The 13,887-nt window shown below is 26.1% G+C and carries 16 protein-coding genes and 1 pseudogene; 2 read left to right on the plus strand and 15 right to left on the minus strand.

What is annotated here, in order from left to right:
• Nucleotides 1–64 precede the first annotated feature (64 nt).
• A complete protein-coding gene (gene lexA, locus ACIJYB_RS04185; RefSeq protein WP_435150040.1) occupies nt 65–742 on the plus strand; it encodes a transcriptional repressor LexA in 678 nt (225 codons plus the stop codon).
• 22 nt (nt 743–764) lie between these two features.
• Nucleotides 765–2,159, plus strand: coding sequence for a glutamate--tRNA ligase (gltX, locus tag ACIJYB_RS04190; RefSeq protein WP_435150042.1), 1,395 nt, complete (start codon nt 765–767; stop codon nt 2,157–2,159).
• Here the strand turns inward: gltX and lpxB are convergent.
• From lpxB to rpsB, 15 genes and pseudogenes are all read right to left on the minus strand, one after another.
• Entirely contained in the window at nt 2,142–3,275 is a 1,134-nt protein-coding gene (gene lpxB, locus ACIJYB_RS04195) for a lipid-A-disaccharide synthase (RefSeq protein ID WP_435150043.1), read from the minus strand. The genes gltX and lpxB overlap by 18 nt on opposite strands.
• Entirely contained in the window at nt 3,272–4,057 is a 786-nt protein-coding gene (gene lpxI / locus ACIJYB_RS04200; RefSeq protein ID WP_435150045.1) for a UDP-2,3-diacylglucosamine diphosphatase LpxI domain-containing protein, read from the minus strand. Before lpxI ends, lpxB begins: the two co-directional genes overlap by 4 nt.
• A gap of 1 nt (nt 4,058) precedes the next feature.
• Nucleotides 4,059–4,841 carry an acyl-ACP--UDP-N-acetylglucosamine O-acyltransferase gene (lpxA, locus tag ACIJYB_RS04205; protein WP_435150047.1) on the minus strand — a complete coding sequence of 261 codons (783 nt, stop codon included), beginning with the start codon at nt 4,839–4,841 and terminating at the stop codon, nt 4,059–4,061.
• The gene (gene lpxD / locus ACIJYB_RS04210; RefSeq protein ID WP_435150048.1) at nt 4,838–5,818 is read right to left on the minus strand and encodes a UDP-3-O-(3-hydroxymyristoyl)glucosamine N-acyltransferase; all 981 of its coding nucleotides are present in this window, start codon (nt 5,816–5,818) and stop codon (nt 4,838–4,840) included. Before lpxD ends, lpxA begins: the two co-directional genes overlap by 4 nt.
• A 51-nt stretch (nt 5,819–5,869) precedes the next feature.
• Nucleotides 5,870–6,316, minus strand: a complete 447-nt coding sequence (fabZ, locus tag ACIJYB_RS04215) for a 3-hydroxyacyl-ACP dehydratase FabZ (protein WP_435150050.1) — start codon at nt 6,314–6,316, stop codon at nt 5,870–5,872.
• A 2-nt stretch (nt 6,317–6,318) separates the two neighbouring features.
• Nucleotides 6,319–6,618, minus strand: coding sequence for an OmpH family outer membrane protein (locus tag ACIJYB_RS04220; protein ID WP_435152526.1), 300 nt, complete (start codon nt 6,616–6,618; stop codon nt 6,319–6,321).
• Nucleotides 6,591–6,827, minus strand: coding sequence for a hypothetical protein (locus ACIJYB_RS04225; protein ID WP_435150052.1), 237 nt, complete (start codon nt 6,825–6,827; stop codon nt 6,591–6,593). The genes ACIJYB_RS04220 and ACIJYB_RS04225 overlap by 28 nt, the downstream gene beginning before the upstream one ends.
• A complete protein-coding gene (gene bamA / locus ACIJYB_RS04230) occupies nt 6,827–9,070 on the minus strand; it encodes an outer membrane protein assembly factor BamA (protein WP_435150053.1) in 2,244 nt (747 codons plus the stop codon). The genes ACIJYB_RS04225 and bamA overlap by 1 nt, the downstream gene beginning before the upstream one ends.
• Before the next feature lie 12 nt (nt 9,071–9,082).
• Nucleotides 9,083–9,835: a hypothetical protein gene (locus tag ACIJYB_RS04235; RefSeq protein ID WP_435152528.1), complete on the minus strand. Its 753-nt coding sequence runs from the start codon at nt 9,833–9,835 to the stop codon at nt 9,083–9,085.
• Nucleotides 9,798–10,247, minus strand: a complete 450-nt coding sequence (locus ACIJYB_RS04240; RefSeq protein WP_435150055.1) for a hypothetical protein — start codon at nt 10,245–10,247, stop codon at nt 9,798–9,800. Before ACIJYB_RS04240 ends, ACIJYB_RS04235 begins: the two co-directional genes overlap by 38 nt.
• A complete protein-coding gene (locus tag ACIJYB_RS04245; protein WP_435150056.1) occupies nt 10,248–10,901 on the minus strand; it encodes a phosphatidate cytidylyltransferase in 654 nt (217 codons plus the stop codon). It lies immediately after the preceding gene.
• Complete coding sequence (uppS, locus tag ACIJYB_RS04250; RefSeq protein WP_435150058.1) at nt 10,901–11,575, minus strand: polyprenyl diphosphate synthase; 675 nt, start codon at nt 11,573–11,575, stop codon at nt 10,901–10,903. Before uppS ends, ACIJYB_RS04245 begins: the two co-directional genes overlap by 1 nt.
• 1 nt (nt 11,576) lies before the next feature.
• Nucleotides 11,577–12,128 (minus strand): ribosome recycling factor, encoded by a 552-nt coding sequence (frr, locus tag ACIJYB_RS04255; protein ID WP_435150059.1) that lies wholly within the window; start codon nt 12,126–12,128, stop codon nt 11,577–11,579.
• A complete protein-coding gene (gene tsf / locus ACIJYB_RS04260) occupies nt 12,129–12,980 on the minus strand; it encodes a translation elongation factor Ts (RefSeq protein WP_435150060.1) in 852 nt (283 codons plus the stop codon).
• Nucleotide 12,981: 1 nt separating this feature from the next.
• A pseudogene (gene rpsB, locus ACIJYB_RS04265) lies at nt 12,982–13,801 on the minus strand (30S ribosomal protein S2).
• Nucleotides 13,802–13,887: the final 86 nt, after the last annotated feature.

Here is a 13,887-nt window from a genome sequence, read left to right on the forward strand (position 1 = left end):
GTTTTTTACTATTGTTATATTAGAAGAACTTTTATAGAACATTATTTGTACGATATTTGTTCTTATGCTTACAAAAAAACAAAAAAACCTGCTTTTATTTATCAACAAGAAGTTGAGAAGTTCAGGTGTATCTCCTTCATACGAGGAAATGAAGCAATCTTTAAATTTAAAGTCAAAATCTGGAATTCATAGATTAATAAGTGCTTTAGAAGAAAGAGGTTTTATTAAAAGATTAGCACATAAAGCAAGAGCATTAGAGGTTATCAAATTACCAGAAACAGCTTCTGCCAATGATATTTACAACAGTTTTTCACCTAGCGTTATTAAAGGTGGTTTAGACAAAGTACACATAAATTCTGATGAAATAGAAGTTCCAGTGCTTGGAAAAATAGCTGCTGGTACACCTGTAGAAGCAATTCAAAATGAAGTGTCAAGAATTCCTTTACCTAGTAATTTAGAAAAAAATGGTGATTACTTTGGGTTAAAAGTTCAAGGTGACTCAATGATAGAAGCAGGCATTAATGAGGGTGACACAGTAATTATTAGAAGAACTAATACTGCAGATAATGGCAAAATAGTCGTAGCATTAATTGATGAACACGAAGCTATGCTTAAAAGAATTCATAAAAAAGGTAAAGTTGTTGCACTTGAAAGCGCTAATAGAAACTATGAAACTAAGATTTTTGGCCCAGATAGAGTGAAAGTTCAGGGCGTTTTAGTATCTTTATATAGAAACTTCTAAAAAAATAGTCTAAACAACACAAATGTCTAAAGTTGCAACACGTTTTGCTCCCTCACCTACTGGTGCTCTTCATATTGGTGGTGTACGTACTGCCTTATTTAATTGGCTTTATTCGAAAAATCAAAATGGTTCTTTTTATTTAAGAATTGAAGATACAGATAAAGAAAGATCTAAAGATGAACATAAAATTCAAATTATTAAGTCTTTAAATTGGATTGGTATAGAACATGAAGGTGAAGAGTATATTCAATCAACGAAAATTGATGATCATATAAATGTAGCAAATGAACTACTTAAAAATGGGTATGCCTATAAATGCTACTGTTCAACAGATGAGATTGAGGAACAAAAAAAAAGAGCTAGGCAAAAAAAAATGCCTTATATCTATAATAGAAAATGGAGAGACACAGATGAAAAAGATGCTCCCAAAGATATAAAACCAGTAATTAGATTTAAAAGTAAAATTGAGGGAAGTTCTATTCTTAAAGATTTAGTGCAAGGTGATGTTGAAATTGAAAATAACACAATTGAAGATTTTATAATTTTAAGAAATGATGGTACACCAACATATAATTTATCCGCGACTGTAGATGATCATCAAATGGGCATGACGCATATTATTAGAGGCGATGATCATAAAATAAATACTTTTAAACAAATTCAAATTTATTTGTCCATGAAATGGGAAGTTCCTCAATTTGCTCATATTCCATTAATTCATACAATAGAGGGGAAAAAATTATCTAAGAGAGATAATGCTTCAACTCTGGATGATTATTCAAAAATAGGAATTATGCCTGATGCTTTAAGAAATTATCTACTTAGACTTGGTTGGTCTTATAAGAACAAGGAAATATTTACCTTAGAGGAAAGTATCAAATGCTTTAATTTAGAAGGCATAGGCAAATCACCCTCAAAATTGGATATAAGCCGTATTCTGTCAATGAATGAACACTACATCAAAACTATTGATGAAAATGATCTTTACTTAAATCTAGTTAATTATTGTGAAATTTATAAGGAGAAAATAAAACCTGAAAAAGAAGCAAAAATAAAATCATCATTATCTTTTTTAAAAAATAAAGCAAAAACTTTAGAAGATATATTTAATAACACAAAATATATCATTGTAGATGAAGTAAAATTTGATGAAAATGATTTTAAATTGATAGACGATAAGGCAAAAAAAATTATTTCTGAATTTAAAAATGAACTTTCTTCATTAAATGATTTTAATAAAGAAAATTTAGAGTCAATAGTTAATGAATTAATAAAGAAACATGAAACAAATTTTAAGGGCGTAGGTCAGCCATTAAGGGTGGCTTTAACAGGATCTAAATTTGGTCCAGGTTTGTATGATATTGTAATTTCATTAGGAAAAGATGAAGTTGAAAAAAGACTAGGAAAGATACTCTAACAATATAGAACTAGCTTCCTCAGCGGATGAAGTTTTAGACCTAATACCATCTAGTGTTTTAGAACATTCAGTTAATTGTTTTTGAGTTAACTCAGGGTTTTTTAATAAATAAATCACAGATTTATATATTTCTTCAGCATTACATTCTTTTTGTAATAATTCAGGAATAACTTCTTTATTATTTATTATATTAATAATATTTGCAAATTTTACATTAACTAACATTTTAAAAATCATAAAATTGATAAAACTTAGTTTGTAGATAATAATTGAAGGAATATTTGAGTTACAAATCTGTAAAGAAACAGTTCCGGATTTTGAAACAGCAAAGACTGATTTAGATAAAATTATTGATTTAATATTTTCTTCAGAAGTAACATCTAAATTACCAATATTAATTTTTTTTATATTTTCTATGATAAAATTTTTATTTTCTTCAGTAGCATGAATATAAAAAAAGTAATCATCATTTTTTTTATTCATAAGTTTTATAAAATCAATCAATATTGGTAATAAAACATTAGTTTCAGATTTTCTACTACCAGGAAATAAGGATATAATTTTTTTATCTTTTGGTAAAATACTATCAATTACTATCCTATTGTTTTGATTTCTTTCAATTAAAGGGTGGCCAACAAAAGTATTTTTAATGTTTTCTTTATCAAAATATTCTTTTTCAAAATTAAACAATAAAAGGATATGATCAATAAATTTTTTAATTTTTTTAACTCTATTTTTTCGCCATACCCATACTTGAGGAGCTACATAATGAATTGTTTTAATATTTTTATTAATTTTTTTTACTCTTTCAGCAACTCTAAGAGTAAAATCAGGGCTATCAACACTAAACAATATGTCTGGATTAAATTTTATAATTTCATCAACAGTGAGGTTAATTTTGGATTTAATTTTAAAAATATTTAATAAAACGCTTGTAAATCCAAGATAAGTAATTTCTTTTAAATCAAAAATTGAACTAATACCTAAATTTTTTAAATGAGTTCCACCTACAGCTAAATACTCAATTTCAGGATTTTCTAATTTAAGCCTTGATATAACTGTTGAAGCAAGCTTATCTCCTGATGGTTCACCTGTTAAAATAAAAATTTTCTTCATATAATTTTAATAAAAATTTTATTTTTATTTGCAAAAGTAGTTACTTTTTTCTTATCTAAAAAAATATTTTTTTTAGATTTCAAAACAACACCTTTTAAACCATGTTTTTTAATATCTTTTAAAGTTTGTAAACCTATTGTTGGTAAATCTATTCTTAAGTCTTGTTTTTTTTTGGGTAATTTGATCAAAATACCATCTGAAATTATTTTCAATTTAGAAAGCATTTTTTTTGTACCTTCTCTACTCTCTGTGGCAACGATTTTACCATCCTTAACAACTAAAGCTTGTATATGATTTAAATTATTGATTTTATTAAAATAGGACTCACCTTTTTTTATAGAAATAATATCCTGTTTATTAGGTTTTATTTTTGAAAAATTTCCTTTTTTTAATGAAAGTTCAGGATTAAAAAATACTGAGCTTACTACTTTAATTCCTTCATTTGCCAAAATTTCAATTATTGCTTTAATGATTGCTGCATCACCTATCTTAGCAGCTCTAATTACACTTGGCATGTAATAAATACCTTTTAAATCTAATCTTAAAGATGAAAAATTTGGTTTTGTTATTTTTCCAGCAAATAAAACTTTTTTAGATTTTTTTTCTTTAATAAGTTTTATTATTTCACCAAATTTACCAATACTAATTCTATAAGAATTTTTTTCCTTCTTAAATTTATTATTTCTTGAAAAATCAATAATAAAATGTTTTTTTTTTAATTTTTTAACCTTGTTGAGAACAATTTCTGAAAAATCAGTATCTCCTAAAAATAATCCAATCATCTTATTTTGAAAAAGGCGTGCAAATAGGCCTTTTTTTATCTTTTTCTAAAAAGTTAACTACTTCTAATACGAGTTCATTTTTTCTGAAACTTTTATCTAAATTACTTAAATTTTCAGTTAAATTTTTATTTTTAAATATTTCTTTGTAAGCATCACTTAATTTTATTATTTCTTTATTAGGGATATTTTTTCTTCTAAGTCCTATTAAATTTAAACCTTGTAATACACTTCTATTCCCATGAGCTATACCATATGGTATTATATCTTTTACAACTCCACACATTCCACCGATCATTGCTGATCTGCCAACTCTTGTAAATTGTTGAACAGCAGAATTTCCACCAATTATTACATTATCCTCAATTATTGCATGACCACCAAGAGGAACATTGTTTGCTAAAATTACATTATTTCCAACCAAACAATCGTGTGCTATGTGTGAAGAAACCATAAATAAGCAATTATTTCCAATCTTTGTTAAACCTCCACCACCTTTTGTGCCTGGGTTTATAGTAACATACTCTCTAATTTTATTATTATTACCAATTTCTAGTTTTGTTTCTTCACCATTATATTTCAAATCTTGAGGATCATTTCCTATAGATACAAAAGGATAAATTTTATTATTTACTCCGATTTTGGTATTTCCTAAAATGCTCACATGAGATTGAATTTCAGTTTCTTCACCTATTTCAACATTGGGTCCAATAATTGAATAAGGTCCAACTTTAACATTTCTGCTTATTTTAGCTTTTGGATCAATAATTGCTGATTTATGTATCATTTATTTTCTTTCAAAAATTCTCTAATATTTTTAGCTGGATAACCCATCACTTTTGAATTATCAGAAATACTTTTGATAACACCGCTGCCTCCAGCAATTTCAACATTGTTTCCAATTCTTAAATGACCAGAAATTCCTGCTTGACCACCAATTTTGACATTGTTACCGATTATAGAACTGCCAGCAATTCCAACTTGACCAGCAATAATTGAGTTTTCTCCAATTTTTACGTTATGCGCAATATGTATTTGATTATCCAAATACGTATTTTTTCCGATAATAGTATTAGACATTGATCCCCTATCAATTGTTGAGCCGCATCCTATTTCACAATTATCTTCAATTATAACAATGCCTATATGAGGATATCTTAAATTTTCGCCATCCTTGGGAAAGAAACCAAAACCATGTTTGCCTAAAACACAATTATCTAGGATCTTTACATTATCTTTAATTAAAGAGTTTCTTATGATGTTATTTGATCCAATTGAACAATTATTACCAATTGAAACATTTTTTTCTATAATTGTGTTGTGTCCAATTGAGCAATTATTACCAACTTGAACGTTATCTCCAATTAAAACATTTTTTCCAAATTGTACTGTATCTTTAAATTTAGTATCTTTGATCTCATTAACTGTATGATCAAAAATATCATTAATAGAATTTGGATAAAATTTTGCGGTAACTAGTGATGTAGCAACTAAAACATTGTTAACAATCAACGGTTCACAATCTTTATGTAATTCATTTTTAAGATTTTGAGTAGTAATACAAAAAGAAGCTTTAGTGTCTTTAGCTATATCTTTATATTTTTTTGAGTGAAAAAAAGTAATATCACCAGATTTTGATGTAAATAAATCTTTTACATCCGTAACTTTTTGATTTTTATCTGAGTTTATATCTTTTATGTTTAATATCTTTAATATATCAAGAATTTTAAAAGGACCATTATTTTTAAAAAAAGGGTTAACCATTATTGCTTTTAACAAAGCAAATAGAAATGAGTTATCAATATTTATTGCTGTTTATTTCTTATCTACAATTGTGGCTGACCATATTGCATCAGCCATTTTTTTATCATCAACAAAAGCTTCGCCTTTGTATTTCCAAACTCTGCCGTGTGATCTAATAGCCTCTATTTTTAAAATTAATTTACAATCTGGTATAACAGGATTACGAAATCTAGCTTTTTCAACACCCATCAGAAAAACTAATTTATTTTCATATGTAGATTTATCAAGTCCATGAGCAGTTAAGGCAGCAGCAGCTTGACCGAATGACTCAACAATTAGAACACCGGGCATAACTGGTTGACCAGGAAAATGGCCCTGCACAAAAAAGCTATCTTTTTTAACATTTACTACTGCTGTTGCAGAAAAAAGTTTTTTAATATCATAAAGTTCATCAATTAATAGCATTGGCTCTCTATGGGGAAGTAAATTTATGATGTCTTGTTTATTTAATTTAATCATAGTTATTTAAATTTTTTGTTAATTCTATCCAAAATATCTTCAGTTAAATTTGATTTTTGTGAACCCATAAAAATATTTTTAGAGTCTAATAGTATGCTAATTGAATTTTCTTCCATATAATCATTAATTATAGGGCTTATCTTTTTAAAAACATTTTCTATTTCTTTTCTTTTTAAATCATTATAATTTTTTACAATTTTATTTTTTTCTGTTTTTAATTCTTGAACTTTTTTTTGGAAAGAAACTACTTCTTTATTAAAAGCATCTTCTGAAATCACATTTTTTTTATTTTTGATAGTAATTTCAAGTTCTTGTAAAGATTTATTTTTTTTTTTAAGATTTCTACATTTTTTTTATTTAATTTATTAATATTTTCTAATACTTTTTTTCCAATATTTGAGTTCGCTACTATATAGTCTATATCAACGAATGCTGTTTCTTTACTATTAGATAAATTTGTAGATATAAAAAAAATAAAAAAAATTAACAAAAATTTATGTAAATAATTCATTAAAATGTAGTTCCTAAATTGAATCTAAATGTCTCAGTGATATCAGTATCACTTTTAGAAATAACTTCTGTCAAAGAAAAGTTTAATGGACCAACAATTGTGAGCCAATCTACTCCTATGCCAATTGAACTTCTAATTTCACTACCATCATCAATCGAAGAATCATAATCTACACCCCATACATTTGCAGCATCAAAAAAAATTACTCCATCAAGATTTTGTGAATTATCAAATAATTTAGGAATTGAAGTTTGAAAATTAATAGCTGTTAGATAATTTCCACCAATATAATCAGTTCCATCTCTTGGTCCAATTTTTCCACGTTCGAAACCTCTCAATCTGTTAGAGGGTATTGAAAGACGTTCTGTTAATTTAACATCATCACTAGTAATTGATATTGCGCTCTTTAATAATAATGAAAATGATGAAAGATTGTTTTCGTACAATTCCGAATAAATTTTATAATTATAGCTATTAGTTAATGTATTTGTATCACTCACAATAGGAACATTAATACTGTATCTAGACCTATAACCTTCTGATGTTTTAAATTTTTGATTTCTTTTGTCTAAATCAAAATTAAATTTTAAAAATGTATCTAAATAATTTCCTTTTTGTGCTTTTTGACGCGTAGAAGCTGTTGAATCTGTATCAATTTTCTCTAAAAATGTACTTGTTGATAATCCAAGCCTTAAATTTTCTAAGTATTCAAAATTTGTTCCTAATTCAAATCCTGTTTTGCTAGTTTTGTAACCATAATTTTCAAGTTGATCAATTTCTATCGCTTGTATATTAACAAATGTTGATTTATCAGAATTCTTGTAATTTGGATTAGTAATACTTAATTTACCCTTAAATCTTTCAGCAGAAATTAATACGTTTGAGTCAACACTAAGACCTTTGCCCAAATAGTTATTCTCTTTTATACCAAAAAAAACTGTAGCACCCTCAGTTCCAGCACCTGCTCCAGCTTGTATTTCTCCAGTAGCTTTTTCTTCAACTTCAATATTAATAATTTTAGAGTTAAAGCCATCTCCATCTAATATCTGAGTTTTTACATTCTTAAAAAAATTTAAACTTTTAATATTGTTTTTTGATTTATTTGTTAAAATTTCACTAAATGGATCTCCCTCATCCAGCTCTAATTGATTTCTAATTACATTTTCTCTTGTAACATTGTTTCCGAATATATTAATTTTTTCTACAAAAAATTTGGCAGACTCATTGATGATGAAATCAATGTTTAACTTATCATCAATAACAATCTCTTTAACAAAAGCTTTAGAAGTTTTAAATTCATCCTGAATTGTAATTTTATCTATTTCATTAACAATTTTTTCAACTGAGTTAATTGAATAGCGCTCACCCTTTAACTTAATAAACAAATCTTCTAAGTTTTTATAATTATCTTTCGTAAAGTTATCTGGCAAAATAATATTCATTTCATTGAAGGTAATTTTTTTACCAGGATCAACATTAAAAATTATCTCAAATTCATCATTTTTAATTAATTTAGCAAAAGAAGAATTGACTTTTACATTGTAAAAACCTTTATTTAAGTAAAAGTTTGTTAATAATCTTTTATCAATTGCTATTAACTGTTCCTGGAGATATTTCTTACCACTAATAAATTTCCAAAATTTATATTCTTCACTTATTATTATATTTTTTAATTTTCTATCTTTAAAAATTTTATCACCTAAAAAAGATATTTTTCTAATTTTTGCTTTATTTCCTAATTCAATTTTGTATTCAATATTCACCATATTGTTATCTAAAGTTTCCACATAAGGATTAACTTCAGCAAAATAATAACCTAAATTTTTAAGAGTTGATTCTATGGTTTGAACTTCTTGAATTAATTGTACATTATTAAATGAGCTTCTTGATTTTAGTATAAAATTTTTTTTAATTAATTCTATATTTTTGTCAGCTTTAATACCGGTAATTACTATATTTTCTATTAATGGTGCTTCGTCAACATTAATTGATAATATACTATTATTTAAAGATGCAGAAACATTGATAAAAAAATTAGATTCATATAAATTTTTAATTACTTTATTAACATCAGAGCTTTTAACATCCTGACCGATTTCAATATCTGAAAACATTGATATGATTTCGTCAGTAATTCTCTCATTACCAACAATTCTTATTTCCTTTACAATCTCGCTATAAGAAAAAGATAAGAAAAAATAATTAAACAAAATTGTTAGTGAGAATATTTTAATTAGTTTCATAATTTCTTGCTTTTATATATTGTTTTTATCAATTTTTAAACGAACATAATCGTTCAAATTGGTTATATCTGTAATATTTTTAGGTGATATTTTTTTAAACTTTTGAAATTCATTTTTCTTAATAATCTTAAATAGATTTTTTTGAATATCAGTAAATTTTATTTTATTATTCAAAAATAACTCAACAAGTTTGTCATTAGCAGCAACAATAACTGTTTCATAGAGAGAATGATTATCTGGTAAAAAATTTAATAGTTTGATCATTGGAAAACGCTTTGAGTTAACATTATTTAAATTTAAATTATTTAAAATATCTAGATCAACTTTGTTTGTTTTCAATTTATGACCACTATCTAAGAAAAGCGTATTAAAAATTGGTATTTTCATAGTTGTATCATGCACAATCACATTCGTCAGACCATTATTAAATTTCAATATTGCATGAACATATGATTTAGGATGTATAAGAATCTTAATTTTTTTATAGTTAACATCAAATAATTTTCTAGCTTCAATAACTTCATAAACTTTATTAATCATTGTCGCTGAATCTGTAGAGATTTTTTTTCCCATTTTCCAATTAGGATGTTTTAAAGCATCAGAAACTTTTATCTTTTTAAATTTACTTAATGATGTTTTGTAAAATGGTCCACCTGATGCTGTAAGAAAAATATTTTCTAAATTTCTACTTTTGTAATTCTTTAGACCATACCATATTGAAAAATGTTCAGAGTTCGACTGGTATAAATTCAGTTTTATGCTTATTAAGCTGAGATTGAATTAAGTTCCATCCACATATTATTGACTCTTTATTTGCGATTGCAATTTTTTTTGTAAACTTAATAATTTTGATAGTTGGTTCTAACCCATGTATACCAGAGATAGAGCTCATTACGTAATCAATCTTTTTTTTAAAGATTTTATCTAATTGTGTAAAATCGTTAAAAACTCTAATTTTGCTATTATTTGTTTTTTGTTTTAAAATTTCATAATCTTTTTTATTAGTTATAATTAAATTTTTGATATTTAAAGCCTTGGCTTGTTTTAATAATATCTTGTGAGACTTATTAGCTGTAAGAAGAGATAATTCAAAATTTTTTTTTTCTCTTAATATTAAATTAAATAGTGTTTTTCCAATTGAACCAGTTGATCCAAGAATTGCAATTTTTTTTTTCATTTAAAAATATTGAAATATATTAATTTTTAAAATTATGTATGAAAATGGAAATGCGAAGATCATTCCATCTATTCTATCTAATAATCCACCATGTCCAGGTATAATTGTTCCGGTGTCTTTAATTTTTGACAATCTTTTAAAAATAGAAATAATTATATCACCGATCTGACTAATTGAAGAAACCAATAAAATGAATATAAAAATATCAGCTGTTACATCGGTAGGTTTTGTAAAAACATATCTAGAGCTGAGAAATATGCTTAAACATATAATTGATAAAATGTAGCCACCAATCATACCAGAATAAGTTTTTTTCGGACTTATCTTTGTTAATTTAGGTCCTTTGAATATTTTACCAAATATATAGCCACCAATATCTGTTGAAATACAAATTAACATAACAGTTAAAAAGTAATGATAGCTTCCAGAAAAACTAATCATTTTAAATGATGTATAAAAAGAAAAAATGAGAAAGATGAGGCCAAATAAATAGTATGATTTTTTTTTACTCATCATGTGCCACTCGTATGCTGTTATAAAAAAACAAAGTATAATAAAAAAATTAAATAAAAAAGAACCTTTAATTATAAAAAATAATGCAATAGGAATTAAAATAATTGAACTTAAGATTCTTTTAAAAAGTTCTTGACTCATTAGATGCTACCAAAATTTCTTTTAATTTTTTTGAAACTTTTTATTATTTTAATATAGTCATTTTCATTGAAATCTGGCCAAAGTTTTTTTTCAAAAAAAATTTCTGTATATGCTATTTGCCATAATAGAAAATTACTTAATCTTTTTGTATTTCCTGTTCTGATCAATATTTCTGGATCTGGAATATTTTTGGTTTGTAAATATTTCTTTAAATTTTTTTCACTTATTTTTTCATTATTTTTATTTAAATTTTTAAAAGCATTTAATAGTTCAAATTTTGATCCATAATTTAACGCAAGATTAATTTGTAGTTTTGTATTTTTTGACGTTTTTTTTTCTGATATATTCAAAATAGAATTCAATTTTTTTGAAAAATTTTTAACTCCAATTATATTTAGCTTAATATTTTGTTCATGCAGATCTTCGATTTTATCAACCAAAAAATTTTCTAACAAATTTAATAGGTAAGTTATTTCTTTTTTTGGTCTTTTCCAGTTTTCAGTAGAAAAAGTGAATAACGTTAAGTATTGGATATTTTGTTTAATGGTCTCTTTAATGATTTTTTCAACTGAATGTAATCCTGCCCTATGGCCAGCATTTCTAGAATTTTTTTTTTTCAATCCCCAACGACCATTACCATCCATAATAATAGCCACATGATTAAGTGGGTTCATTTTATATTGTCATTATTTCTTTTTCTTTTAAAGAAACCTTTTCATCTACTGATTTGATATGATTATCTGTGATTGTTTGAACGTTTTTTTCAGAAGATTTCTCCTCATCTTCACCAATCTCTTTATCTTTTAAAAGTTTTTTTAATTCATCATTAGCGTCTCTTCTAATATTTCTTATGGATACTTTGCATTTTTCACCAATAGATTTAATGATTTTTTTTAATTCTGTTCTTCTTTCTTCATTTAGTTCTGGAACTGGCAACCTGATTAGTTGATCATCAATTTGTGGATTTAAGCCCAAATCAGATTTTTTAATAGCAGCATCAATTAATGGTACATTGTTGGCGTCCCAAACTTGTATGTTAATCATTCTTGGCTCAGGTGTTGTTATACTGCCAACTTGGTTTATTGGCATTAGTTGTCCATAAACATCAACTTTAACTAAATCAAGCATTGCTGCATTAGCTCTGCCAGTTCTTAATGAGCTAAGTTCTTTCGAGAAAACCTCTATGGTTTTATCCATTTTGAGGCTGTATGATTTTTCATCAAACATTTATTCTCCAATCTTTATTCTATAAAACTCTTTTATTTTTAAATCAGTTATTGAAAGTTCTTTAACTATATCTTGAACTTTTTTCTTAGGCTCCATAACCCAAGCTTGTGATAAAAGAGCATTTTCTTCTCTAAACTTGTTCATCTTACCTAAGCTAATTTTTTTTGCAATATCATCTGGTTTTCCCGAGTTTTTTAATTCCTCAGTTACCAGCTCTTGTTCTTTATCTATAATTGATTGTTCAATCGACTTAGATGATAATGCCAATGGATTAGAGGCAGCAATATGCATTGATAATTGTTTTCCAAAAGTTTTAATAGTGTCAGAATTATCTTTTGTTTCTAACGAAACAATTACTGCTAATTTTGAAATATTATCTTTTACAACTGTATGAAGATAATGATTATTAATTGTTCCGGCATTATTTATTGTTTTGGCTTTGCCAATTGTAATTTTTTCACCAATTTTAGCAATTAAAGCAACAACATTGTTTTCAACTGTTTCACCATTTTTCATTTTAGAATTTTTTAGCTCATCTAAATTAGAGTTTTTTTCGTTATTTAATTCACTCAACTCTTTGACAAAGTTTGTAAAATCCTCATTTTTGGCAACAAAGTCTGTTTCACAGTTTACTTCAATTACTGATGTTTTTGCCTCATTGCCACTTACAGCAACTACTCCTTCTTTTGCATCTCTAGACATTTTTTTTGATGCTTTTGAAATTCCTTTTACACGTAAAATTTCAATTGCTTTATCAATGTCTCCACTAGACTCTTTAATTGCGAGATTACAATCTTTAAATCCAGCACCAGTTGCTTCTCTTAATTTCTTAACATTTTCAATATCACTCATATTAATTTAAAGTCTCCTTATTATTTTTAGGAAATTTTTGTTCTAGTTTTTCTCTATCAATTTCTTGGACTGTTTTTCCTTGAGTTTTTTCATTTTTATCCTTAGCAACTTCTTTTTTAGGTTCAGGAGCTGGAATTGAACTCTTAGCATTATTAATTGTTTCTTTAATTAAATTGCAATAAAGATCTATAGATCTACGTGCATCATCGTTACCAGGTATTGGGTAATCAATATTATCTGGATTTGAATTACTATCAAGAATTGCAATTATAGGTATACCTAATTTAACTGACTCAGCTATTGCTAAAGATTTCATAGTTTGTATCAATTATAAAAACTAAATCAGGTGTTTTTTTCATTTCTGCAATACCGCCTAGAGATCTTTCAAGTTTGTCTTTTTTGACACTCATTTTTAAAAGTTCTTTTTTTGTAAAACCTCTATTCTCAGCAACAAGATCGGCCTCATATTTTTTCATCTTTTTGATTGAGCCAGAAATAGTACCCCAATTAGTAAGCATGCCACCTAGCCATCTATAATTGACAAAATATTGATCTGTTTCTTTGGCAACTTCTGCTATTGCTTCTGATGCTTGTTTTTTTGTAGATACAAATAAAATTTTTCCATTATTTGCTATCGTAGAATAAATTTTTTCTAAAGCTACTTTACTAAGCTCTAAGGTTTGAGTTAAATCCATTATATGAATTGAGTCTCTTTTACCAAAAATGTATTTTTTCATTTTTGGATTCCATCTTAAAGTTTTATGTCCAAGATGAACGCCTGCTTCTAATAATTGTTGTATTGTTATGTTAGGTATTTTCATATTTATTCCCGGTTAAGCCACCACAGTAATTTCCAATAAAGGACCGGAGGTATAAAACCAACAACTGTGTGCGTGTTAATTTAATT

Source organism: Candidatus Pelagibacter bacterium nBUS_44, from assembly GCF_051200895.1.
Taxonomy (GTDB): domain Bacteria; phylum Pseudomonadota; class Alphaproteobacteria; order Pelagibacterales; family Pelagibacteraceae; genus Pelagibacter.

What these genes read in the sequence shown, in the direction of transcription:
- ACIJYB_RS04225 (WP_435150052.1), bottom strand. Translation starts at nt 6,827, where the DNA reads ATGAATTATTTACATAAATTTTTGTTAATTTTTTTTATTTTTTTTATA.
- fabZ (WP_435150050.1), bottom strand. Translation starts at nt 6,316, where the DNA reads ATGATTAAATTAAATAAACAAGACATCATAAATTTACTTCCCCATAGA.
- lpxA (WP_435150047.1), bottom strand. Translation starts at nt 4,841, where the DNA reads ATGATACATAAATCAGCAATTATTGATCCAAAAGCTAAAATAAGCAGA.
- lpxD (WP_435150048.1), bottom strand. Translation starts at nt 5,818, where the DNA reads ATGGTTAACCCTTTTTTTAAAAATAATGGTCCTTTTAAAATTCTTGAT.
- ACIJYB_RS04245 (WP_435150056.1), bottom strand. Translation starts at nt 10,901, where the DNA reads ATGAGTCAAGAACTTTTTAAAAGAATCTTAAGTTCAATTATTTTAATT.
- uppS (WP_435150058.1), bottom strand. Translation starts at nt 11,575, where the DNA reads ATGAACCCACTTAATCATGTGGCTATTATTATGGATGGTAATGGTCGT.
- ACIJYB_RS04240 (WP_435150055.1), bottom strand. Translation starts at nt 10,247, where the DNA reads ATGAAAAAAAAAATTGCAATTCTTGGATCAACTGGTTCAATTGGAAAA.
- gltX (WP_435150042.1), top strand. Translation starts at nt 765, where the DNA reads ATGTCTAAAGTTGCAACACGTTTTGCTCCCTCACCTACTGGTGCTCTT.
- lexA (WP_435150040.1), top strand. Translation starts at nt 65, where the DNA reads ATGCTTACAAAAAAACAAAAAAACCTGCTTTTATTTATCAACAAGAAG.
- lpxI (WP_435150045.1), bottom strand. Translation starts at nt 4,057, where the DNA reads ATGATTGGATTATTTTTAGGAGATACTGATTTTTCAGAAATTGTTCTC.
- bamA (WP_435150053.1), bottom strand. Translation starts at nt 9,070, where the DNA reads ATGAAACTAATTAAAATATTCTCACTAACAATTTTGTTTAATTATTTT.
- lpxB (WP_435150043.1), bottom strand. Translation starts at nt 3,275, where the DNA reads ATGAAGAAAATTTTTATTTTAACAGGTGAACCATCAGGAGATAAGCTT.
- frr (WP_435150059.1), bottom strand. Translation starts at nt 12,128, where the DNA reads ATGTTTGATGAAAAATCATACAGCCTCAAAATGGATAAAACCATAGAG.
- tsf (WP_435150060.1), bottom strand. Translation starts at nt 12,980, where the DNA reads ATGAGTGATATTGAAAATGTTAAGAAATTAAGAGAAGCAACTGGTGCT.